The organism is Streptomyces sp. iso_384, assembly GCF_056172905.1.
In genome coordinates this window covers 5866327-5885917 of sequence record NZ_JBWBTT010000001.1, presented here as the reverse complement: position 1 = coordinate 5885917, position 19591 = coordinate 5866327, and the positions used below count along the sequence as shown (strand labels likewise).

The window sequence follows — 19591 nt, the reverse complement described above, 5'->3', positions numbered from 1 at the left end:
AACGGAAGGCAGCTGGGTGACGAGTACCGAAGTGACCACCGAAACCGAAGGCTCGGGACCCAGCGGCTACGCGGCGGCCCGGCTGCGCCTCCTCCAGCAGGAGGCGCGGTCCGGGCCGCCGCGCCGTACGGCCCTCGCCCGCCTCACCGACGACTGGCTCACCGGCCTGTTCACCGCCGCCGCGACCCGCGCCCAAGTGCGCGGCGCCGCCCTCGTCGCCGTCGGCGGCTACGGCCGCGGCGAACTCTCCCCGCGCAGCGACCTCGACCTGCTCCTCCTGCACGACGGCAGCGCCGACGCGGCGGCCCTCGCCGCCCTCGCCGACGCGATCTGGTATCCGGTCTGGGACCTGGGCCTGGCCCTCGACCACTCCGTACGCACCCCCGGCGAGGCCCGGAAGACGGCGGGCGAGGACCTCAAGGTCCAGCTCGGCCTGCTGGACGCCCGCCCGGTCGCCGGCGACCTCGGCCTCGTCGCCTCCCTGCGCACCGCGATCCTCGCCGACTGGCGCAACCAGGCCCCCAAACGCCTGCCCGCCCTCCACGAGCTCTGCCAGGAACGCGCGGAACGGGCGGGCGAGCTCCAGTTCCTCCTGGAACCCGACCTCAAGGAGGCCCGCGGCGGCCTCCGGGACGCCACCGCCCTGCGCGCGGTCGCCGCCTCCTGGGTCGCCGACGCACCCCGCGAAGGACTCGCCGAGGCCCGCCGCACCCTCCTCGACGCCCGCGACGCCCTCCACCTCACCACGGGGCGCGCCACCGACCGGCTCGCCCTCCAGGAACAGGACCAGGTCGCCGAGGCCCTCGGCCTGCTCGACGCCGACGTCCTGCTGCGCAAGGTCTACGAGGCCGCCCGCACCGTCTCGTACGCCACCGACGTCACCTGGCGCGAGGTCAACCGGGTCCTGCGCGCCCGCTCGGTCCGCCCGAAGCTCCGCGCCATGCTCAGCGGCGGCCTCGGCTCCAAGGCCGCCCCCGAACGCACCCCGCTCGCCGACGGCGTCGTCGACGCGGACGGCGAAGTGGTCCTCGCCCGCGCCGCCCGCCCCGAACGCGACCCGGTCCTCACCCTGCGCGCCGCCGCGGCCGCCGCCGAGGCCGGACTCCCGCTCTCCCGCCACCTCGTCCGCCACCTGGCGACCACCGCCCAGCCGCTGCCGGTCCCGTGGCCGCCCGAGGCCCGCGAGGAACTCGTCACGCTGCTCGGCGCCGGTGAGGCCACCGTCGGCGTCTGGGAGGCGCTCGAAGCGGAAGGGATCATCACCCGGCTGCTGCCCGACTGGGAACGCGTCCACTGCCGCCCCCAGCGCAACGCCGTCCACACCTGGACCGTCGACCGGCACCTGGTGGAGACCGCCGTCCGCGCCTCCGCCCTGACCCGCCGCGTCCACCGCCCCGACCTCCTCCTGGTCGCCGCGCTGCTCCACGACATCGGCAAGGGCTGGCCCGGCGACCACTCCGTGGCAGGCGAGGTCATCGCCCGCGACATGGCCACCCGGATCGGCTTCGACAAGCACGACGTGGGCGTCATCGCCACCCTCGTACGCCACCATCTGCTGCTCGTCGACACCGCCACCCGGCGCGACCTCGACGACCCCGCCACCGTCCAGGCCGTCGCCGGGGCCGTCTCCAGCGCCTCCACCCTGGAGCTGCTGCACGCCCTCACCGAGGCCGACGCGCTCGCCACCGGGCCCGCCGCCTGGTCCGCCTGGCGCGCCTCCCTCGTCGCCGACCTGGTCAAACGGGTCGGAGCGGTGCTCGCCGGAGAGTTCCCCGACGAACCCGACGACGCGGCCCCCAGCGCCGAGCACGAACGCCTCGCCATCGAGGCCCTGCGCACCGGCGAACCCGTCCTCGCCCTGCACACCCAGCCCGAGGAGCCCGCCGGGGACGGCGAGGTGGAACCCGTCGGTGTCGAACTCCTCATCGCCCTGCCCGACCGCCCCGGCGTGCTGCCCGCCGCCGCCGGGATCCTCGCCCTGCACCGCCTCACCGTGCGCGCCGCCGACCTGCGCGCGGTGGAGCTGCCGAACGAGCTGGGGGAGCGGGCGGACCTGCTGCTGCTCAGCTGGCGGGTCGCCGCCGAGTACGGCTCCCTCCCGCAGGCCGCCCGGCTCCGCGCCGACCTCGTACGCGCCCTGGACGGCTCCCTGGACATCCGGGCCCGGCTCGCCGAGCGCGAGGCCGCCTATCCGCGCCGGCGCGGGGTGAAGGCCCCGCCGCCCCGGGTCACCGTGGCCGCAGCGGGCTCCCGCCGGGCCACCGTCATCGAGGTCCGCGCCCAGGACGCCCCGGGCCTGCTGCACCGGATCGGCCGGGCCCTGGAAGGGAGTGCGGTACGGGTGCGGAGCGCCCATGTCTCCACCCTCGGCGCCAACGCCGTGGACGCCTTCTACGTCACCGGCACCGACGGCGAACCCCTGTTCCCGGACCGGGCCGCCGAGGTCGCCCGGGAGGTCGAGAAGGCCCTCGGCTGACCGCGTACGACCAGCCCTCGTCCGGCAGGTTCCGGGCGAGGGCTTGGTGTTCTCCGGGGGACGGATACCCTGGAGGGCGATTGACCTGCCCCGCCCCCGACCCTGAGGACCGACGAGCGCCGTGTTCGATACTCTCTCCGACCGCCTTAGCGCGACTTTCAAGAACCTCAGGGGCAAGGGCCGCTTGTCCGAGGCGGACATCGACGCCACGGCACGCGAGATCCGTATCGCCCTGCTGGAAGCCGACGTCGCCCTGCCCGTGGTCCGGGCCTTCATCGCCAATGTGAAGGAGCGGGCGCGCGGCGTCGAGGTCTCCCAGGCGCTGAACCCCGCCCAGCAGGTCGTCAAGATCGTCAACGAGGAGCTCGTCGCCATCCTCGGTGGCGAGACCCGGCGGCTGCGGTTCGCCAAGACCGCGCCCACCGTGATCATGCTTGCCGGCCTCCAGGGCGCCGGTAAGACGACGCTCGCCGGAAAGCTCGGCCTCTGGCTCAAGGGCCAGGGCCACTCCCCGCTGCTCGTCGCCTGTGACCTCCAGCGCCCCAACGCCGTCAACCAGCTGAGCGTCGTCGCCGAGCGCGCGGGCGTCGCGGTGTACGCCCCCGAGCCGGGCAACGGCGTCGGCGACCCGGTCCAGGTCGCCAAGGACTCCATCGAGTTCGCCAAGGCCAAGGTGCACGACATCGTCATCGTCGACACCGCCGGCCGCCTCGGCATCGACCAGGAGCTGATGCAGCAGGCCGCGGACATCCGCGACGCCGTCAGCCCCGACGAGATCCTCTTCGTCGTCGACGCGATGATCGGTCAGGACGCGGTCAACACCGCCGAGGCCTTCCGCGACGGCGTCGGCTTCGACGGCGTGGTCCTCTCCAAGCTCGACGGCGACGCCCGCGGTGGTGCGGCCCTGTCGATCGCCCATGTCACGGGCAAGCAGGTCATGTTCGCGTCGAACGGCGAGAAGCTGGAGGACTTCGACGCGTTCCACCCGGACCGGATGGCCTCCCGCATCCTCGACATGGGTGACCTGCTCACCCTGATCGAGCAGGCGGAGAAGACGTTCAGCCAGGAAGAGGCCGCCAAAATGGCCTCGAAGCTGCAGTCGAGCAAGGGTGGGAAGGACTTCACCCTCGACGACTTCCTGGCGCAGATGGAGCAGGTCCGCAAGATGGGCTCCATCTCCAAGCTGCTCGGGATGCTGCCCGGCATGGGGCAGATCAAGGACCAGATCAACAACATCGACGAGCGCGACATCGACCGCACCGCCGCGATCATCAAGTCGATGACCCCCAAGGAGCGCGCCGAGCCGACGCTCATCAACGGCTCGCGCCGGGCCCGTATCGCCAAGGGTTCGGGCGTCGAGGTCTCCGCGGTCAAGAGCCTGGTGGAGCGCTTCTTCGAGGCCCGCAAGATGATGTCGAAGATGGCTCAGGGCGGCGGCATGCCGGGGATGCCGGGGATGCCCGGCATGGGTGGCGGCCCCGGCCGGCAGAAGAAGCAGGTCAAGCAGGCCAAGGGCAAGCGCAAGAGTGGCAACCCCATGAAGCGCAAGGCCGAGGAGCAGGCCGCGGCGGCCCGCCGTGAGCAGGCGGCCCAGAGCGGCGGCGCGTTCGGTCTGCCCGCCCAGGACGACAAGAACTTCGAGCTGCCGGACGAGTTCAAGAAGTTCATGTAAGCGGCACGGCATGAGACATGCGTAAGGGGCGCCCTTGAGAGAGGGCGCCCCTTACGCATGTCCGGCGGACGTACGCGCTCAGGTCACGCAGACCAGATAGCGGAAGACGTTCGGCATCCACACCGTGCCGTCCTGCCGCCGATGCGGATGCAGGGCCTCGGCGACCTCCTTCTCCACCTGGGAGCGGTCCGTGGCCCGTACGGCGGCGTCGAAGAGCCCGGTGGACAGCAGTCCGCGCACCGCGCTGTTCACGTCCGCGTACCCGAACGGGCAGGACACCCGCCCCGAACCGTCCGGCTTCAGCCCGGCCCGCGCCGCCACGTCCTCCAGATCGTCCCGGAGTGTGGGCCGCCACCTGCCGGGCTCGGTGCGCGGCGGACGCGCCGACTCCGCCAGCCGCGCGGCCACCCGCAGCACCGCCGCCGTGGCGCAGCGCTCCGGCGGACCCCAGCCGGTCAGCACCACCGAGGCGCCCCGGACGGCCAGCGGCACGGCCGACCGCAGCGCCGGCACCAGCCCCTCGGAGTCCCCGGCCGCGCAGCCGATCGGTTCGAAGACCGTGATCAGGTTGTACGGAGCGCCGTCCGCGCCGGCGGGCGCGGGCCGCCCGTCCTCCAGCAGCCGGGCCCGACGGCGGGCCGGATGCGGGGAGTGCGCGGGCGCGTCGTCCCAGCCGTCGTCCGGCAGCAGCCGCGCGCGGGCCAGCGCCAGGCGCTCCCGGTCGGAGTCCACACCCGTGACGTGCGCACCCCGGGCCGCCGCGACGAGCATCGCGAGGCCCGAGCCGCAGCCGAGGGACAGCACCCGGGTGGCGGCCCCGACTTCCATCCGGTCGTACACCGCCTCGTACAGCGGCGCGAGCATGCGTTCCTGGATCTCGGCCCAGTCGCGTGCGCGGGTACCGGCGTCCGCCGGCGCGGAGGCGTCCGCGGCCGGCTGGTTCCGGACGAGCGTTGGTGTCATGGAAAGTGCCCCAATCCGCCAAGAGGTCGGTCGTGCCCGAGTGGACTCCCCCGTGTGCGTATGTTCCGCACCCCCGTAGCCAGAGAACTGCGCATCCGCCGTTCCGTCCAGGGGGTGTGGGGCAGTGCTTGCGTGCACCGTTCGTGCGCCCCGTTCCGCGTCTGCTCTCCGACCAGTCTTACCCGACACCCCGCGCCGGGCACGTCGAGCGACGGGGCGGGTAGTCTCTCGGGCGGATTCGTCAGGACCGCGGGCCGCCCGCGCACCTCACATCCGAAGCGCCCGGCGCACCGCGAGCTGTGCACCACCTTGGTGCGAGCTGTGCGTCTTCTCCGCAGTTCTGCGTACCCGCCCTCGTCCGGACGCATCAACGGCAACTGACTGGTACGTGCAAATTATTTGGGATGCCCCGGAATAGGAACACCGGAGCACTCGGGCTCGTTATCACGACGTGAGCACGACACCACCTGTACTTGCCGCAGAGCTGGCACAGGCGTGGGCCGACATTCAGCGGTACCACCCCGAGCTGCCCGATCTTGCCGCGCCCGAGTCCCTGATCGGAGAGTCCTCGTCCGCCTGTGGCGCCGAGCTCTCCTTCGAGCGACTGCTCCACGAGGCAGTCCACGGCATCGCCGCCGCGAGAGGAGTCCGAGACACCTCCCGCGCCGGCCGCTACCACAATCGACGTTTCCTCGCGATCGCCGAGGAGCTGGGCCTCGATCATGCCGAGGAACCCCATCCCAGCAGCGGATTCTCCCTGGTCACGCTAAATCCGGAAGCCAAGCGCCGGTACCGTCCGACCACCGAACGGCTGCAGCGCGCCCTCAAGGCGCACACCGTCGCCACCGCCGCCGACACCAAACGCTCCTTCCGCGGACCTGCCGCCCGGCACGGTTCCTCCGGGGGCGGCGTGCGGGTCAAGGCCGTCTGCGACTGCGGACGCAACGTCCGCGTCGTCCCGTCGGTCCTGGCGCAGGCGCCGATCGTCTGCGGCGGCTGCGGCAAGCCGTTCCGGATCCCGGAAGCGGCGGTCGCGGTGGGGTGAGCCGATGTGGTGTGGCACAATGGCTAGCTGTACTCGACAGTCGCACAGGACCCCTCTCTCCTCCGGCTGACGCGTCCATCGGGCACTCCGAGTACCGCAACCCCACGTGGCATCTAGTTGTGCCCAACCACGTCATAGACCAGGAGACACCACTTCCGTGGCAGTCAAGATCAAGCTGAAGCGTCTGGGCAAGATCCGTTCGCCTCACTACCGCATCGTCGTCGCCGACTCCCGTACCCGCCGTGACGGCCGGGCCATCGAGGAGATCGGCCTGTACCACCCGGTGCAGAACCCCTCGCGCATCGATGTCAACTCGGAGCGTGCGCAGTACTGGCTGTCCGTCGGCGCCCAGCCGACCGAGCCGGTCCTCGCGATCCTGAAGCTCACCGGTGACTGGCAGGCCCACAAGGGCCTCCCGGCCCCCGCGCCGCTGCTGCAGCCGGAGCCCAAGGCTGACAAGCGCGCGCTGTTCGAGGCGCTGTCCGCGGACGGCGACGAGGCCAAGGGTGAGGCCATCACCCCCAAGGCCAAGAAGTCCGACAAGAAGGCGGACGAGGCGGCTGAGACCCCCGCGTCCACCGAGTCGACCGAGGCCTGAGCATGCTCGAGGAGGCTCTCGAGCACCTCGTGAAGGGCATCGTCGACAACCCCGACGACGTGCAGGTTGCCGAGCGCACCCTGCGTCGCGGACGCGTGCTGGAGGTCCGGGTCCACCCCGACGACCTCGGCAAGGTGATCGGCCGTAACGGCCGCACCGCTCGCGCTCTGCGTACGGTCGTGGGTGCCATCGGCGGCCGTGGGATCCGTGTCGACCTCGTCGATGTGGACCAGGTTCGCTGATCAGCGAGTTGAACACCGGCCAGGGCCGGGGAGGGCCTTCGGGCCGTCCCCGGCCTTTGTCGTCGGCCACCCGGACGTTCCGGATGTTTCCGTGAGCCGGACGTTTCCGTGAGGGCCGACGTCCCCACCCACCAATCGGAGAACAGCGTGCAGTTGGTAGTCGCGCGGATCGGCCGCGCCCACGGCATCAAGGGCGAGGTCACCGTCGAGGTACGAACGGACGAGCCGGAGCTGCGGCTCGGACCCGGCGCCGTCCTGGCCACCGAACCGGCGGAGACGGGTCCGCTGACGATCGAGACCGGCCGGGTCCACAGCGGCAGGCTCCTGCTGCGCTTCGAGGGCGTACGCGACCGCTCCGCCGCCGAAGCGCTGCGCAACACCCTGCTGATCGCCGAGGTGGACCCGGAGGAACTGCCCGAGGAAGAGGACGAGTTCTACGACCACCAGTTGATCGACCTCGACGTGGTGCTGGCCGACGGCACCGAGATCGGCCGGATCACCGAGATCTCGCACCTGCCCTCGCAGGACCTGTTCATCGTGGAGCGCCCCGACGGCAGCGAGGTGATGATCCCCTTCGTGGAGGAGATCGTCACCGAGATCGACCTGGAGGAGCAGCGCGCGGTCATCACCCCGCCGCCCGGTCTGATCGACGAGAGCGAGGCCGTGGTCGCCTCCTCCCGCGACGAGGAGACCGGTGAGGCGGCCTCCGGGGACGCGGACGAGGCGCCGAAGGGCGACGCCTGATGCGGCTCGACGTCGTCACGATCTTCCCGGAGTACCTGGAACCGCTGAACGTCTCCCTGGTCGGGAAGGCCCGCGCCCGCGGCGTCCTGGACGTCCACGTCCACGACCTGCGGGAGTGGACGTACGACCGGCACAACACGGTCGACGACACCCCCTACGGCGGCGGCCCCGGCATGGTCATGAAGACCGAACCCTGGGGCGAGGCGCTGGACGAGGCCCTGGCCGACGGCTACGAGGCCGGGGCGCACTCCCCGGTGCTCGTCGTGCCCACGCCCAGCGGCCGCCCGTTCACCCAGGAACTGGCCGTCGAACTCTCCGCCGCACCCTGGCTGCTGTTCACCCCGGCGCGGTACGAGGGCATCGACCGCCGGGTGATCGACGAGTACGCCACCCGGCTGCGGGTCGTCGAGGTCTCCATCGGGGACTACGTACTGGCCGGCGGGGAAGCGGCCGTCCTGGTGATCACGGAGGCCGTGGCCCGGCTGCTGCCCGGCGTCCTCGGCAACGCCGAGTCCCACCGGGACGACTCCTTCGCGCCCGGAGCGATGGCGAACCTCCTGGAGGGGCCCGTCTACACCAAGCCGCCCGAGTGGCGCGGCCGGTCCATTCCGGACGTGCTGCTCAGCGGCCACCACGGGAAGATCGCGCGCTGGCGGCGGGACCAGGCCTTCGCCCGGACCGCCCTCAACCGGCCCGATCTGATCGAGCGGTGCGAGGCGAGCGCCTTCGACAAGAAGGACCGCGAGATCCTCTCCATCCTGGGCTTCGCACCGGAGCCCGGCGGCCGATTTTGGCGCAGGCCCACCGCCGTGGAAGAATAGGCCGCTGCTGTACGTCCGGTGTGCGCCCCTGCCACAGGGGGAAAGACGCCCGCCCGACGCGATCAGCACTCCTGACTCCTCTCGATATCCCGTCGATGACCTGTGGCATCGGCGAAGAAAGCAGAAACCATGGCTTCCCTGCTCGATGGCGTCAACGCCGCCACCCTCCGTTCGGACGTCCCGGCGTTCCGCCCCGGTGACACCGTCAACGTCCACGTGCGCGTGATCGAGGGCAACCGCTCCCGTATCCAGCAGTTCAAGGGTGTTGTCATCCGCCGCCAGGGCTCGGGCGTCAGCGAGACCTTCACGGTCCGCAAGGTCTCCTTCAGCGTCGGCGTCGAGCGCACCTTCCCGGTGCACAGCCCGATCTTCGAGAAGATCGAGCTCGTCACCCGCGGTGACGTCCGTCGCGCCAAGCTGTACTTCCTCCGTGAGCTGCGCGGCAAGGCCGCGAAGATCAAGGAGAAGCGCGACAACTGAGCTGCTTCCCGCGTTCACAGCGTGGCCGGATAAGCTTCGGCCGCGATGGAGACGCAAGCACAGCACTCGGAGCGCGACCGCTCCCCGGAACCCGATGCGGGGTCCGGGGAGGGGTCGCGCTTTTCGCGTACGCGGGACCGCGTCGCCTCCGTACTGACCTGGCGGCGGGTGCTGACCGGGGCGGTCCTGGCCACCGTCGCCCTGCTGCTGTTCAGCTCCTACGTGGTCCAGCCCTTCCTGATCCCCAGCCGCTCGATGGAGCCCACGCTGCAGGTCGGGGACCGGGTCCTCGTCAACAAGCTGGCGTACCGTTTCGGCGCCGAGCCCGAGCGCGGCGACGTGGTGGTCTTCGACGGCACCGGATCGTTCGTACGGGAGGACCTCGACGCGAACCCGCTGACCGGACTGGTGCGCGGAGCGGCGGCCTCCCTGGGGCTCGCGGAGCCCGCCGACACCGACTACGTGAAGCGGGTGGTGGGCGTGGGCGGCGACCGCGTCGTGTGCTGCGACGCGAAGGGGAGGCTCGCGGTCAACGGCACCGTGGTGGACGAGCCGTATCTGTACCCCGGTGACACCGCCTCCCGGGCGCCCTTCGACATCGTGGTGTCCGTTGGCACCCTGTGGATGATGGGCGACCACCGCAGCCGCTCCAGCGACTCCCGGGACCATCTCGGCTCGCCCGGCGGCGGGATGGTCCCCGTCGAGCGGGTGACCGGCCGGGTGGACTGGCTGGGCTGGCCGCCGGCCCGGACGGGCTCCTTGGAAGGGACCGGCGCCTTCGGCGGCGTACGGTCGCCCGGCGGGCCGCATGGGTAACCGCGGACGTCCGCGCGGCGCACCCGACCCCGACGCGTCCCTGCCGACCGGGACCAGGCCCACCGGGCCGCGCTCGCTGCCGACCCGGGCGGAGCGCCGCAAGCTCGCCAGGAAGGTCCGGCGCAAGCGCCGCAGGTCCGTGATGCGGGAGATACCCGTCCTCGTCGTCGTGGCGCTCCTGATCGCGCTCGTCCTGAAGACTTTCCTGGTCCAGGCGTTCGTCATCCCGTCCGGGTCGATGGAGCAGACCATCCGGATCGGCGACCGGGTGCTCGTGGACAAGCTGACCCCGTGGTTCGGATCGAAGCCGGAGCGCGGCGACGTCGTGGTCTTCAAGGACCCCGGCGGCTGGCTCCAGCAGGAGAACCCCGGAGAGAAGAAGGACCCGCCGATCGGCGTCAAGCAGGCCACCGAGCTGCTGACCTTCATCGGGCTGCTGCCGTCCGACGACGAGCAGGACCTGATCAAGCGCGTCGTCGCGGTCGGCGGCGACACCGTGAAGTGCTGCGGCGAGGACGGCCGGATCACCGTCAACGGCGTACCGCTGGCCGAGACGTACCTCCACCCCGACGACCGGCCCTCGACCATCTCGTTCGAGGTGAAGGTCCCCGAGGGCAGGCTGTTCGTGATGGGCGATCACCGGTCCGACTCCGCCGACTCCCGCTTCCACCTCGACGAACCCGACCGGGGCACGGTCTCCGAGCAGGAGGTGGTGGGGCGGGCCGTCGTGATCGCCTGGCCGTTCGGCCACTGGAGCACCCTGGAAGAACGCGACACCTTCACCGCGGTCCCGGACGCGCGCGCATCGGAGGCAGCGGTTCCGGCACCGTCGAATAGTGTGGCACCTCCGGATCGCGATGGAATGGTCCGGCTCCCGACCCCTGCGGAACTCCCGCTCGTTATGGGAGTGGTGGGCCTGCGTCCGATGGGGCGCCGGCAGTGGCACGTACTGAGGAGTGGATGTGGGGGATTTGGCGGTCGGCGCACGATCCGGACACGACGAACCCGAGGACCGGCCGGAGCGCGACGAGTCTCCCGCGGGCGGGGCGGGGGTCCCGCCGGACGGTGAGGGCGGCGGCCCTGGCGACGACGGCGACAACCCGGGCGGCCGTGGCGGTCGTCCCAAGAAGCAGCGTTCCTTCTGGGTGGAGCTGCCGCTGCTCGTCGGCATCGCCCTGGTCCTCGCGCTGCTGATCAAGACGTTCCTGGTCCAGGCGTTCTCGATCCCCTCGGACTCCATGCAGAACACGCTGCAGCGGGGCGACCGGGTGCTGGTCGACAAGCTGACCCCGTGGTTCGGCTCCGAGCCGGAGCGCGGCGAGGTCGTGGTCTTCCACGATCCGGGCGGCTGGCTGGAGGACACCGCGACCCCGGAGCCCAACGCGGTGCAGAAGTTCCTGAGCTTCATCGGCCTGATGCCGTCCTCCGAGGAGAAGGACCTGATCAAGCGGGTCGTCGCCGTCGGCGGCGACACCGTGGAGTGCAAGGAGAACGGGCCCGTCACGGTCAACGGGAAGAGCCTGGACGAGAAGTCGTTCATCTTCCCGGGGAACACCCCGTGCAACGACAAGCCCTTCGGCCCGATCAAGGTGCCGGACGGCCGGATCTTCGTCATGGGCGACCACCGGCAGAATTCTTTGGACTCGCGCTACCACCAGGAGCTCCCCGGAGAGGGCACGGTCTCCACGGACGAGGTCGTGGGCCGCGCCGTCGTCGTCGCCTGGCCGCTGGGCCGCTGGGCGACCCTCCCGGTCCCGGACACCTTCGACCAGCCCGGTCTGAACGCGGCCGCTGCGATGGCCCCGGCGGCACTGGGCGTAGCCGGAGCGGTGCCCCTCGTGTTGTGGCGCCGCCGGAGGCTGACCGCCGGGCGTACCGCCGGGTAGGGTGCCGCTCGGATCAGCGATTGTCGATCTCCGACGGGGGAGCGCTGGGATGAGCGGTACACAACGCAAGGACGACGGCCGCGGCCGGCTCGGCGCCATGATGTCGGGCTTGGCCGTGGCCGTCGGCTGTGTGCTCTTCCTCGGCGGTTTCGTCTGGGCGGCGGTGGTCTACCAGCCGTACACCATCCCGACGGACTCCATGGCGCCGACGGTGAACCCCGGCGACCGGGTGCTCGCCGAGCGGATAGACGGCGCCGAGGTCCGGCGCGGTGACGTGGTGGTCTTCACCGATGAGGTCTGGGGCGCCACGGCGATGGTGAAGCGCGTCGTCGGGGTCGGCGGCGACGAGGTGGCCTGCTGCGACAAGGAAGGGCGGCTCACCGTCAACGGAACCCCCGTCGACGAGCCGTATCTCGACCGGGACCCGGCGGCTCCGGGCGCGGCGGCCCCCGCCTCGCCCCAGGACTTCTCCGCCACCGTGCCCGAGGGCCAGATCTTCCTGCTCGGCGACGAACGGGCCACCTCCCTGGACTCCCGGGTCCACCTCCAGGACGCCGGAGAGGGCTCCGTACCGCTGAGCGCCGTACAGGCCCGGGTGGACGCGGTGGCCTGGCCGATGAACGGCATGATCAGCCGGCCCTCCTCGTTCGCCGCGCTGCCCGGCGGGGTGTCCGCCGCGGGGCCCCTGCCGCTCCAGCTGGGCGCGATCCTGGTGGGAGTGGTCCTGATCCTCGGTGGCGCGGTGTACGGGCCCGTGGCGGGGCGCCTGGCCCGCCGGAGGACGGTCGCCGGAGGGGCCCGGTGACCTCGGAGAACCGCAGGGTCGCCCGAGTGGTCCTGCTGGACCCCGACGACCGCGTACTGCTTCTGCACGGCCACGAGCCGGACGACCCGGCCGACACCTGGTGGTTCACCCCGGGAGGCGGTCTGGAGGGCGATGAGACCCGGGAGCAGGCGGCCCGCCGCGAGCTCGCCGAGGAGACCGTCATCACGGACATCGAGCTGGGCCCGCTGCTCTGGACCCGGATCTGTTCCTTCCCGTTCGACGGGCGGCGCTGGGACCAGGACGAGTGGTACTACCTGGCCCGCACGACGCAGACCGCCACCGCCCCGCAGGGCCTCACCGACCTGGAACTGCGCAGCGTCGCCGGTCTGAGGTGGTGGACTTCCGCCGAACTGCTCGCGACGCGTGAGACGGTGTACCCGACCAGACTCGCCGAGCTGCTGCGCACGCTTCTCGACGAGGGTCCCCCGCGTGATCCGTTGGTTCTGGCCCCCGAAATCGTCTAATCGTTCAAGGGCGCCGGAGGCTGACGCACAATGGGGGCACGCACGGCTGAAGGGGAAACATGCCATGAGCGCCGAGGACCTCGAGAAGTACGAGACCGAGATGGAGCTGAAGCTCTACCGGGAGTACCGCGATGTCGTCGGTCTGTTCAAATATGTGATCGAGACCGAACGGCGCTTCTACCTCACCAACGACTACGAGATGCAGGTGCACTCGGTCCAGGGTGAGGTTTTCTTCGAGGTGTCCATGGCGGACGCCTGGGTCTGGGACATGTACCGGCCCGCGAGGTTCGTCAAGCAGGTCCGCGTGCTGACCTTCAAGGACGTCAACATCGAAGAGCTCAACAAGAGCGATCTGGAACTTCCGGGAGGCTGACCCCGCGCGGCCCCCGGTGCGGGGCCGCCGATACGCGCGTTGCAGTGAGCGACCCGGTCACCCGTGTGGGTGGCCGGGTTTTCCACATCCGCGGAGTTGTCCACCAAGATCCACATCTTCGGGCGGGCCGGGTCACAGTCGGTGCCGGAGGTGGTGCCGATATGAACGCACGGGGGGCACTCGGGCGGTACGGCGAGGATCTGGCGGCACGGCTGCTGTCCGAAGCCGGAATGGCGGTGGTCGAGCGCAACTGGCGCTGCCGCGCCGGAGAGATCGACATCGTGGCCAGAGACGGTGACGCCCTGGTCTTCTGTGAGGTGAAGACCCGCAGGTCAGACACTTTCGAACACCCCATGGCGGCGGTCGGCCCGGTCAAGGCGGACCGGCTGCGACGGCTCGCCGAGATCTGGCTCGACCGGCACGGCGGGCCCCCGTCCGGCGGCGTCCGCATCGACCTGATCGGCGTGATCGTGCCCCGGCGCGGGGCCCCGGTCACGGAGCACGCCCGGGGGGTGTCCTGATGGGCTTCGCACGAGCGTGTTCCGTGGCGCTGGTGGGCGTCGAGGGTGTGGTGGTGGAGGTCCAGGCGGACCTGGAGCCGGGGGTGGCGGCCTTCACCCTGGTCGGACTGCCGGACAAGAGCCTGGTGGAGAGCCGGGACCGGGTGCGGGCCGCGGTGGTCAATTCCGGGTCCGAGTGGCCGCAGAAGAAGCTCACGGTCGGGCTCTCCCCGGCCTCCGTGCCGAAGAGCGGTTCGGGTTTCGACCTCGCCGTCGCCTGCGCTGTCCTCGGTGCGGCGGAGCGGATCGACCCCGCCGCGATCGCCGATGTGGTGATGATCGGCGAACTGGGTCTGGACGGCCGGGTGCGACCGGTACGGGGCGTGCTGCCCGCCGTCCTCGCGGCGGCCGAAGCGGGGTACGAGCAGGTCGTCGTCCCCGAGCAGTCGGCCGGGGAGGCGGCCCTGGTGCCGGGGGTCTCGGTCCTCGGGGTCCGGAGCCTGCGCCAGCTCATCGCGGTTCTGTGCGACGAACCGGTGTCCGAGGAACCCGCGGACGACCAAGGGCGCCCCGACGCCATGCTCGCCGGGCTCATGATCCCCGGCACGGGCCTCGGCGCGGGGCTCGCCCCGGCCTCCGCGCGCGGTGACGGGCACCGGCACGACCTGGCGGACGTCGCGGGGCAGCCGCGTCCGCGCCGGGCCCTGGAGGTGGCCGCGGCCGGAGGACACCATCTGCTGTTCTCGGGTCCACCGGGCGCGGGCAAGACCATGCTGGCCGAGCGGCTGTCGGCGGTCCTGCCGCCGCTGACCCGGCAGGAATCCCTCGAAGTGACGGCGGTCCACTCCGTGGCGGGCATCCTCCCCCCGGGTGAACCGCTCGTCTCCCGGGCGCCGTACTGCGCCCCGCACCACTCGGCGACCATGCAGTCCCTGATCGGCGGGGGCAACGGCATCCCGAGGCCCGGGGCGGTGTCCCTGGCCCATCGCGGGGTCCTCTTCCTCGACGAGGCCCCGGAATTCTCGGGCAAGGCCCTCGACGCGTTGCGCCAGCCCCTGGAGTCCGGTCATGTCGTGGTCGCGCGGGCGGCGGGAGTGGTGCGGCTGCCCGCCCGGTTCCTGATGGTGCTGGCCGCCAACCCGTGCCCCTGCGGCCGGCACACGCTCACCGGCGCGGGCTGCGAGTGCCCGCCCTCGGTGGTCCGCCGCTACCAGGCGCGCCTGTCCGGGCCCCTGCTCGACCGGGTGGACCTGCGGGTCGAGGTGGAGCCGGTCGGCCGCGCGGACCTGCTGGGGCAGGGCGGCCGGGGCGAGTCGACGGCCGTCGTCGCCGCACGGGTACGGGACGCCAGGGCGCGGGCGGCCGAGCGGCTGGCCGGCACCCCGTGGACCACGAACAGCGAGGTGCCCGGCCATGAGCTGCGGACCCGGCTGCTCGCGGCTCCGGGAGCGCTGGCGGCGGCGGAGCGGGACCTGGAGCGCGGCACCCTGACGGCCCGGGGCCTGGACCGGGTGCTGAGGGTGGCCTGGACCGTGGCGGACCTGCGGGGTGCGGACCGCCCGGACGACTCCGATGTGGCGGTCGCCCTGGAACTGCGGACGGGCATCCAGCGCGGGGTGCCGATGGGGGCGGGGGAGCGGTGACCGGAGTGATGGGAGAGCGCCGGCACGGGCCGGAGCGGGACGAGGGACGCGAAGCGGGCCGGGAGCGCGGGTTCGAACCGAAGGGCGGGGTGGAGCCGGGGCGGGAGCACGAGCCGGGGTGCGGACCGGGACGAGGGTACGGGGGTGGCGCGGAGGCGGACCGGGAGGGCCGGGACGGCGACGGAGACCGGGGCGAAGGCCGCGGCCGGAGCGGCGGTCACGATGGCGACCGGGTGGAAGGCCGGCAGCGGGAGCGGGTGGCCAGGGCCGCGTTGACGCGGGTGCTGGAGCCGGGGGACGAGCGGGCCGGGCGTTGGCTGCGGCGGACCGGCGCGGTCGAGCTGCTGCGGCGGCTCACCGTCGAGGACGGGTCCGCCGAGAGGCTGCCGGGGATGACCGCTCTCCGGCTCGGTGGCTACCGGCTGCGGGCGGCCGCCGCGGAGCCGGAACGGGATCTGGCCGCGGTCGCCGCGGTGGGCGGACGCTTCGTCTGCCCGGGGGACCGGGAGTGGCCGAGCCAGCTGGACGACCTGGGCGACGCGCGGCCCGTCGGACTCTGGGTGCGGGGGCGGCCCGACCTGCGGCTGTGGTCCCTGCGCTCGGTCGCGGTTGTCGGTGCGAGAGCCTGCACCCCGTACGGGGCGCACATGGCGGCGACCCTCGGCTCCGGGCTCGCGGAGCGCGGCTGGGTGGTGGTGTCGGGGGCGGCGTTCGGGGTGGACGGTGCCGCCCACCGGGGCGCGCTCGCGGCGGGCGGGGCGACGACGGCCGTGCTGGCCTGCGGTGTCGACGTACCCTACCCGCGCGGGCACGCCGAGTTGCTCGGGCGGCTGGCCCAACAGGGTCTCGTCGTCGCCGAGTTGCCGCCCACCTCGCACCCCACCCGCAGCAGATTCATCCTGCGCAACCGCGTCATCGCCGCGCTGACCAGGGGAACGGTCGTGGTCGAGGCCGAATACCGCAGCGGTTCGCTGGTCACCGCCCGCCAGGCCCAACGGCTCGGCCGCTTCGCGATGGGGGTGCCCGGACCCGCCACCAGCAGCCTGTCGGCAGGGGTCCACGAGCTGCTGCGAGGCGAGGGCGTGCTCGTCACCGACGCCGACGAAGTCGTCGAGCTGGTCGGGGACATCGGCGACCTCCCGCCGGTCCGACGCGGCCCGGTGCTGCCCAGGGACCACCTGGACGCGGCCACCGCGAGAGTCCTCGAAGCGCTTCCGTACCGCGGTGCCAGCCACCCCCGTGACCTCGCCCGCACCGCGGGGACTTCGGCAGACGAAACGCTCGGTCGACTGTACGAACTGCACTCACTGGGGTTCGTCGAACGAGAAGGCGACGGCTGGCGGTTGACGCTTCCTTCGGTACGCAACGACGACGCGCGGCGAGGCGGTCCTTGACCTGGAGCATTCGGGTGAAAAGGTAAGGCCGATGACCTCGCACGATCGATCGGTGACCTGCCCGGGACCCGCACCCACGGTGGCGGTCCCGGCCCCCGGCGGGCGCGGGCGGCGTGAACGGCGGCACACCATCACGCGGCATGGAACTCCCGTCCTGCGCGGACTGCGACGCCTCAGTCACGCTACGCTCACAAGGATTCCGCCCCAGACAAAAGTCCCCCAGCACTTCACGGCAGAACGGCTCAAGGCATCACATGCCCCAGCACACCTCCGGGTCTGACCGCGCGGCAGTACCACCGGTTGCGCGTGGCACTGTGCGCCCTCCCGCTCCCTCCTCCCTCGACGAGTTGTGGCGTTCCTACAAGACCACGGGCGACGAGCGGCTGCGGGAGCAGCTGATCCTGCACTACTCGCCGCTCGTGAAGTACGTCGCGGGCCGGGTGAGCGTGGGGCTGCCGTCCAACGTCGAGCAGGCCGACTTCGTCTCCTCCGGGGTCTTCGGACTGATCGACGCCATCGAGAAGTTCGACATCGAACGGGCCATCAAGTTCGAGACGTACGCGATCACCCGGATCCGCGGCGCGATGATCGACGAACTCCGGGCGCTGGACTGGATCCCGCGGTCCGTCCGGCAGAAGGCGCGGAACGTGGAGCGTGCCTACGCCACGCTGGAGGCGCAGTTCCGGCGCACGCCGTCGGAGGCCGAGGTGGCCGCGGAGATGGGCATCGCGCTGGAGGAACTACATGCGGTTTTCAGCCAGTTGTCGCTGGCGAATGTGGTCGCCCTGGAGGAGTTGCTGCACGTCGGCGGCGAGGGCGGCGACCGGCTGAGCCTGATGGACACGCTGGAGGACACCGCCGCCGACAACCCGGTGGAGGTCGCCGAGGACCGTGAGCTGAGACGACTGCTCGCGCGGGCCATCAACACCCTCCCCGACCGCGAGAAGACCGTGGTGACCCTCTACTACTACGAAGGCCTCACCCTCGCGGAGATCGGCAACGTCCTCGGGGTGACCGAGAGCCGGGTCAGCCAGATCCACACCAAGTCCGTGCTGCAGCTCCGCGCGAAGCTCGCCGACGCGGGCCGCTGACAACGCTTTCGCGGCCCTTTCCCGGGCTTCTTCCCGGCTTCTTCCCGGCCCTCTCCGGCCATCCGGTCGGAGGCCGTGCCCTTCCCCCGCACGTCTGCCGCCGTAGAGTGGACACGTGCCCAGGATTCGAGCGGCCTCCGTGGCCGAGCACCGGACCATGCAGCGCGGCGCCCTCCTGGACGCCGCGCGCTCCCTGCTGTCCGAGGGCGGCACGGAGGCGTTGACCTTCCCCGCACTCGCCGAGCGCACGGGCCTCGCCCGGTCCTCCGTGTACGAGTACTTCCGCTCCCGGGCCGCCGTCGTCGAGGAGCTGTGCGCCGTCGACTTCCCCGTCTGGGCGGCCGAGGTCGAGAACGCCATGCAGCGCGCCGATACGCCTGAGGCGAAGATCGAGGCGTATGTGCGCCGGCAGCTCGACCTCGTCGGGGACCGCCGCCACCGCGCGGTCGTCGCGATCTCCGCGAGCGAGCTGGACGCGGGCGCCCGGGAGAAGATCCGCGCCGCGCACGGCGGACTGATCGCCATGATCGTCGAAGCGCTGGCCGACCTCGGCAACGAGCAGCCCAGGCTGGCCGCCATGCTCCTGCAGGGTTCGGTCGACGCCGCCGTGCGCCGTATCGAACTGGGCGTCGCGGAGGAGCCGGGCGTCATCGCGGACACCGTCGTCGCGATGGTCCTGCGCGGTGTGACCGGCGGCCTGAGCGACTGACCCGGACGGCTTCCGGCTCCGGCACACCGAACACCGGAAGCAGCCGCGAGGGGCCTGTGTGCAGCAGTGCGGGCGGCAGCAGCGAGAGCGGGTCCAGATAGGCGTCCCCGCGCCGCAGGCCCCAGTGCAGGCAGCCCTCCGCGCAGTGGAACGGCCCTTTCTCCAGCACTCCGACCGGCTGCCCGGCCCGTACGCGCGCGCCCTCCTCGATCAGCGCCCGCACCGGTTCGTACGTGGTGCGCAGCGGCGGCGAACCGCTGCCGGCCACCTCGACGGAGACCACCCCGCGGCCCGCCACCCGCCCCGCGAACGACACTCGGCCCCCGGCGGCCGCCAGCACCCGGGCGCCCGGCCCGGCCCCGAGGTCCACGCCGCGATGGCCTGGCCCGTACGGACCGACGGGCGGCTCCCACCCCCGCAACACCGCAGGTCTCCCGGCCAGCGGCCAGCTCCGGCCGTCGTCGTCGGCGCTCACATCGGTGTCTGTGTCTGTGTCTGTGTCTGCGTGTGCGTCGGTGTCAGCGTCGTCGTCTTCGTCCACGTCGGCGTCCGCGCCCGGCAAGGCCGCCACGACTCCGGCCGGTGCGACGGCCGGGCCAGGCGTGGGCGGCCCGGTCGGAAGCAGCCCGCACAGCACGAGCAGCGAGAGCAGCAGGGGCAGGAGCACGAGCGGGAGCAGGGTGCGGTGGGCGGGGGAGCGGTGCGGGGCGGGCTGATGGCGCATGTCGCCACGATGGCCCGGAGGCCGGGATTCCGGGGATCGCGGACCGTTCCTGTGGACTACTCGCCGGTTGTGGACATCCCGGTCACCCGACCGTGAAGATCGCGGTCATGTGGTGGTGGTGAAG

21 protein-coding genes are annotated in these 19591 nt (G+C 72.0%); 19 read left to right on the top strand and 2 right to left on the bottom strand.

Features of this window, described 5'->3' with window-relative positions:
- Positions 1-16: 16 nt before the first annotated feature.
- Together AC0VY3_RS26295 and ffh are read left to right on the top strand one after the other, a co-directional pair.
- Positions 17-2476, top strand: coding sequence for a [protein-PII] uridylyltransferase (locus AC0VY3_RS26295; protein WP_103510740.1), 2460 nt, complete (start codon positions 17-19; stop codon positions 2474-2476).
- A 121-nt stretch (positions 2477-2597) separates the two neighbouring features.
- Positions 2598-4148, top strand: coding sequence for a signal recognition particle protein (ffh, locus tag AC0VY3_RS26290; RefSeq protein ID WP_359144819.1), 1551 nt, complete (start codon positions 2598-2600; stop codon positions 4146-4148).
- 78 nt (positions 4149-4226) lie between these two features.
- Here ffh and AC0VY3_RS26285 read toward each other — a convergent pair whose 3' ends face one another.
- Positions 4227-5111 carry a methyltransferase domain-containing protein gene (locus AC0VY3_RS26285; protein ID WP_475550735.1) on the bottom strand — a complete coding sequence of 295 codons (885 nt, stop codon included), beginning with the start codon at positions 5109-5111 and terminating at the stop codon, positions 4227-4229.
- A 451-nt stretch (positions 5112-5562) separates the two neighbouring features.
- Between AC0VY3_RS26285 and AC0VY3_RS26280 the strand changes: the two genes are divergently transcribed.
- From AC0VY3_RS26280 to AC0VY3_RS26200, 17 genes are all read left to right on the top strand, one after another.
- Complete coding sequence (locus AC0VY3_RS26280) at positions 5563-6156, top strand: hypothetical protein (RefSeq protein WP_003965961.1); 594 nt, start codon at positions 5563-5565, stop codon at positions 6154-6156.
- 157 nt (positions 6157-6313) lie between these two features.
- On the top strand, positions 6314-6754 hold the full coding sequence (gene rpsP / locus AC0VY3_RS26275; RefSeq protein WP_475550734.1) for a 30S ribosomal protein S16: 441 nt from the start codon (positions 6314-6316) through the stop codon (positions 6752-6754).
- A gap of 2 nt (positions 6755-6756) precedes the next feature.
- The gene (locus AC0VY3_RS26270) at positions 6757-6996 is read left to right on the top strand and encodes an RNA-binding protein (protein WP_003965959.1); all 240 of its coding nucleotides are present in this window, start codon (positions 6757-6759) and stop codon (positions 6994-6996) included.
- 147 nt (positions 6997-7143) lie between these two features.
- Positions 7144-7740 (top strand): ribosome maturation factor RimM, encoded by a 597-nt coding sequence (rimM, locus tag AC0VY3_RS26265; protein WP_242736924.1) that lies wholly within the window; start codon positions 7144-7146, stop codon positions 7738-7740.
- Complete coding sequence (gene trmD / locus AC0VY3_RS26260) at positions 7740-8561, top strand: tRNA (guanosine(37)-N1)-methyltransferase TrmD (protein ID WP_475550733.1); 822 nt, start codon at positions 7740-7742, stop codon at positions 8559-8561. The genes rimM and trmD overlap by 1 nt, the downstream gene beginning before the upstream one ends.
- Before the next feature lie 129 nt (positions 8562-8690).
- Positions 8691-9041: a 50S ribosomal protein L19 gene (rplS, locus tag AC0VY3_RS26255; protein ID WP_003965955.1), complete on the top strand. Its 351-nt coding sequence runs from the start codon at positions 8691-8693 to the stop codon at positions 9039-9041.
- A 45-nt stretch (positions 9042-9086) separates the two neighbouring features.
- Positions 9087-9857 carry a signal peptidase I gene (lepB, locus tag AC0VY3_RS26250; protein WP_475550732.1) on the top strand — a complete coding sequence of 257 codons (771 nt, stop codon included), beginning with the start codon at positions 9087-9089 and terminating at the stop codon, positions 9855-9857.
- Positions 9850-10926: a signal peptidase I gene (gene lepB / locus AC0VY3_RS26245; protein ID WP_475550731.1), complete on the top strand. Its 1077-nt coding sequence runs from the start codon at positions 9850-9852 to the stop codon at positions 10924-10926. Before lepB (AC0VY3_RS26250) ends, lepB (AC0VY3_RS26245) begins: the two co-directional genes overlap by 8 nt.
- Complete coding sequence (gene lepB, locus AC0VY3_RS26240; protein WP_103507122.1) at positions 10829-11743, top strand: signal peptidase I; 915 nt, start codon at positions 10829-10831, stop codon at positions 11741-11743. Before lepB (AC0VY3_RS26245) ends, lepB (AC0VY3_RS26240) begins: the two co-directional genes overlap by 98 nt.
- A 49-nt stretch (positions 11744-11792) precedes the next feature.
- Positions 11793-12548: a signal peptidase I gene (gene lepB, locus AC0VY3_RS26235; protein WP_475550730.1), complete on the top strand. Its 756-nt coding sequence runs from the start codon at positions 11793-11795 to the stop codon at positions 12546-12548.
- Positions 12545-13033 (top strand): NUDIX hydrolase, encoded by a 489-nt coding sequence (locus AC0VY3_RS26230; RefSeq protein ID WP_475550729.1) that lies wholly within the window; start codon positions 12545-12547, stop codon positions 13031-13033. Before lepB (AC0VY3_RS26235) ends, AC0VY3_RS26230 begins: the two co-directional genes overlap by 4 nt.
- Before the next feature lie 64 nt (positions 13034-13097).
- Positions 13098-13406, top strand: a complete 309-nt coding sequence (locus tag AC0VY3_RS26225) for a DUF2469 domain-containing protein (protein ID WP_003965949.1) — start codon at positions 13098-13100, stop codon at positions 13404-13406.
- A gap of 161 nt (positions 13407-13567) precedes the next feature.
- A complete protein-coding gene (locus tag AC0VY3_RS26220; RefSeq protein ID WP_103507119.1) occupies positions 13568-13927 on the top strand; it encodes a YraN family protein in 360 nt (119 codons plus the stop codon).
- Complete coding sequence (locus tag AC0VY3_RS26215; RefSeq protein ID WP_103507118.1) at positions 13927-15549, top strand: YifB family Mg chelatase-like AAA ATPase; 1623 nt, start codon at positions 13927-13929, stop codon at positions 15547-15549. Before AC0VY3_RS26220 ends, AC0VY3_RS26215 begins: the two co-directional genes overlap by 1 nt.
- A gap of 281 nt (positions 15550-15830) precedes the next feature.
- The gene (gene dprA / locus AC0VY3_RS26210; protein ID WP_103507127.1) at positions 15831-16943 is read left to right on the top strand and encodes a DNA-processing protein DprA; all 1113 of its coding nucleotides are present in this window, start codon (positions 15831-15833) and stop codon (positions 16941-16943) included.
- A 254-nt stretch (positions 16944-17197) separates the two neighbouring features.
- Positions 17198-18034 carry an RNA polymerase sigma factor WhiG gene (whiG, locus tag AC0VY3_RS26205; protein ID WP_103507117.1) on the top strand — a complete coding sequence of 279 codons (837 nt, stop codon included), beginning with the start codon at positions 17198-17200 and terminating at the stop codon, positions 18032-18034.
- 139 nt (positions 18035-18173) lie between these two features.
- Positions 18174-18743 (top strand): TetR/AcrR family transcriptional regulator, encoded by a 570-nt coding sequence (locus AC0VY3_RS26200; protein ID WP_103507116.1) that lies wholly within the window; start codon positions 18174-18176, stop codon positions 18741-18743.
- Here AC0VY3_RS26200 and AC0VY3_RS26195 read toward each other — a convergent pair.
- Positions 18682-19467: a M23 family metallopeptidase gene (locus tag AC0VY3_RS26195; protein ID WP_103507115.1), complete on the bottom strand. Its 786-nt coding sequence runs from the start codon at positions 19465-19467 to the stop codon at positions 18682-18684. The genes AC0VY3_RS26200 and AC0VY3_RS26195 overlap by 62 nt on opposite strands.
- Positions 19468-19591 lie beyond the last annotated feature (124 nt).

Excerpts from the sequence above, each read along its gene's own strand:
- AC0VY3_RS26285 (WP_475550735.1), bottom strand. The coding sequence starts at position 5,111 with ATGACACCAACGCTCGTCCGGAACCAGCCGGCCGCGGACGCCTCCGCG.
- AC0VY3_RS26270 (WP_003965959.1), top strand. The coding sequence starts at position 6,757 with ATGCTCGAGGAGGCTCTCGAGCACCTCGTGAAGGGCATCGTCGACAAC.
- trmD (WP_475550733.1), top strand. The coding sequence starts at position 7,740 with ATGCGGCTCGACGTCGTCACGATCTTCCCGGAGTACCTGGAACCGCTG.
- rplS (WP_003965955.1), top strand. The coding sequence starts at position 8,691 with ATGGCTTCCCTGCTCGATGGCGTCAACGCCGCCACCCTCCGTTCGGAC.
- lepB (WP_475550732.1), top strand. The coding sequence starts at position 9,087 with ATGGAGACGCAAGCACAGCACTCGGAGCGCGACCGCTCCCCGGAACCC.
- lepB (WP_475550731.1), top strand. The coding sequence starts at position 9,850 with ATGGGTAACCGCGGACGTCCGCGCGGCGCACCCGACCCCGACGCGTCC.
- lepB (WP_475550730.1), top strand. The coding sequence starts at position 11,793 with ATGAGCGGTACACAACGCAAGGACGACGGCCGCGGCCGGCTCGGCGCC.
- AC0VY3_RS26225 (WP_003965949.1), top strand. The coding sequence starts at position 13,098 with ATGAGCGCCGAGGACCTCGAGAAGTACGAGACCGAGATGGAGCTGAAG.
- AC0VY3_RS26220 (WP_103507119.1), top strand. The coding sequence starts at position 13,568 with ATGAACGCACGGGGGGCACTCGGGCGGTACGGCGAGGATCTGGCGGCA.
- AC0VY3_RS26215 (WP_103507118.1), top strand. The coding sequence starts at position 13,927 with ATGGGCTTCGCACGAGCGTGTTCCGTGGCGCTGGTGGGCGTCGAGGGT.
- whiG (WP_103507117.1), top strand. The coding sequence starts at position 17,198 with ATGCCCCAGCACACCTCCGGGTCTGACCGCGCGGCAGTACCACCGGTT.
- AC0VY3_RS26195 (WP_103507115.1), bottom strand. The coding sequence starts at position 19,467 with ATGCGCCATCAGCCCGCCCCGCACCGCTCCCCCGCCCACCGCACCCTG.